Raw genomic sequence first — 2204 nt, forward strand, 5'->3', positions numbered from 1 at the left:
ACGGTGCTGCGGACCGCCGCCGCGCCCAGCCCGCCCGCGACGGCGGTCCGCAGCACCGTACGGCGGCCCGCGCCACCGTCCCGCTCCCGGTCCTGGTCCCGCTCCCGGTCCCTCTCCCGCTCGGCAGTCATGCCCAACTCCCCTCGCCCGTCCGGCTTCCGCCCCTTCCGGTACAGCAGTCGGCCCGGCACCCGCCGGAGTTCCCGCCACCGGGCGGGCTGTCAAACAGGAACCCATTGGCTGCCGAGCCGTGACATTCGTGAACGAGAGTCGAACACGACCTGACTCGCGACCATCAGGGGGGCACATGGCGGACCTGGCGCCGGACGACCCGGCCCACATAGGCGGCTACCGGCTGCTCGCCAGACTGGGCACCGGGGGCATGGGGCGGGTGTATCTGGCGCGCTCCGCGGGCGGGCGTACGCTCGCGGTCAAGCTCGTCCGCGCGGAGCTGGCCCAGGAACCGGAGTTCCGGGAGCGCTTCCGGCTGGAGGTCGAGGCGGCGGGCCGGGTCGGCGACCGCTGGACGGCACCCGTGCTGGACGCGGACACCGAGGCCGCCACCCCCTGGGTCGCCACCGGCTACATCGCGGGCCCGTCCCTCGGCGAGGTGCTCGCGAAGGGGCGGCACGGCGCCGCGCCGTACGGCCCGCTGCCCGGCCCCTCGCTGCGCGTGCTGGCCTACGGGCTGGCCTCGGCGCTGCTCGACATCCACGGCGCGGGGCTCGTCCACCGGGACCTGAAGCCCTCCAACGTCCTGCTGACCATCGACGGCCCGCGCGTCATCGACTTCGGGATCGCGCGGGCCCTGGAGCAGGTGCCCGAGGCCACGCTCACCGCCACCGGTTCGGTCGTCGGCTCGCCCGGCTTCATGTCGCCGGAGCAGTTGCGGGGCGGGCGGCTGACGGCGGCCAGCGACGTGTTCGGGCTGGGCGCCGTGCTGGCGTACGCGGCCACCGGACGGCCGCCGTTCGGCGGCGGTTCGGGCGGGGTGCACACGGTGATGTTCCGGATCGCCTCCGAGGAGCCGGATCTGACGGGCTGCCCGCCCGAGGACACCGAGCTGCGGGAGCTGCTCGCCGACTGCCTCGCGAAGGACCCGGAGCAGCGGCCCGCGCCGGAGGAGGTGATCGAGCGGGTGCAGCCGGTGCCGGTCGGGCCCTCGGCCCCGCCGTGGCTGCCCGCCGGGCTGCTGGCCGAGCTGGGGCGGCACGCCGCACAGCTGCTCGATACGGACACCCCGTCGCCCGGCTCCGGTTCGGATTCGGGGTCGGGTTCCGGGTCGGGTTCCGGTTCCGGGTCCGGGGAGCCCGGGACCGCCCGGCTGCCGCGTCCGCCCGACCCCGGCCCCGGCTCCGGAAGCTCCGCCTCCGCCGCCTCCGCCGCCACCAGCCCGGCCCGGCGGAGGCGGCGGCCGTCGCGTGGCACGGTGGTGGCGCTCACGGCCGTCGGCGCCCTCGGACTCGTCGGCGCCGGCTACGCGGCCTCCGGCGCCGGGCTCCCGCTGCTCGGCTCGGAGGGGAAGAAGGCGAGCGGCTCCGACGTCCCCTCCCGGTACGTCGGCACCTGGACCGGCCCCGTGGAGCGCGACGGCAAGCCCACCGGCCAGTACCGGCAGTTCGTCATCTCGCGAGGGAAGGTCGGCGAGGTCGTCGCGAACAGCGGCAGCCTCGGCAAGAGCTATCTGTGCCGGAGCGACGGCAAGCTCACCGCCAAGCCGGGCGGGACGTCGGGGGGCGGCGACGAGCTGCGGCTGGACACCAAGGTCGTGAAGAGCGTCCCGGTGGACACCTGTACGGCGCTCGGCGAGCACACGCTCACCGCGGGGCCCGGCGACCGTCTGACCTGGCGTGCGGCCGGGCGTACGGCGACGCTGCAGCGCAGCGAGGGCAGGGCCCGGCTGCCGGAAGCGCTGGTGGGCACGTGGCGGCGGACGCTGCCGGGCGGCGGGACGCAGCAGCTCGTGGTCGACTCCGGGGTCCGGGAGGGCGACGGCCTCCCCCTCGTCTCCGAGGGGCCCGAACACTGCGAGGCGACGCTCGGCGTGTTCTCGGTGCCGGCGGACGCGCGGGCGCCCGTCCGGGTGGGGCCGCCCGAGCTGCGCCGGGAGCGGTCCCGGGGGACGTGTGCCACCGGGGGCTCGTCGACGCTGCGGATCGACGGCGCGTCGCTGGTGCGGGAGTTCGCCGGGGGCACCGTACGCC

At 76.6% G+C, this 2204-nt stretch carries 1 protein-coding gene; it reads left to right on the forward strand.

Going from position 1 to position 2204, the window contains the following annotated elements; all coding sequences use genetic code 11:
• Positions 1 to 307: 307 nt before the first annotated feature.
• The coding region (locus G5C65_RS35920) for a serine/threonine-protein kinase (protein WP_165303244.1) at positions 308 to 2204 on the forward strand (1897 nt) is incomplete at its 3' end.

Origin of the sequence: Streptomyces boncukensis, from assembly GCF_011045075.1 — a bacterium.
Classification (GTDB): domain Bacteria; phylum Actinomycetota; class Actinomycetes; order Streptomycetales; family Streptomycetaceae; genus Streptomyces; species Streptomyces boncukensis.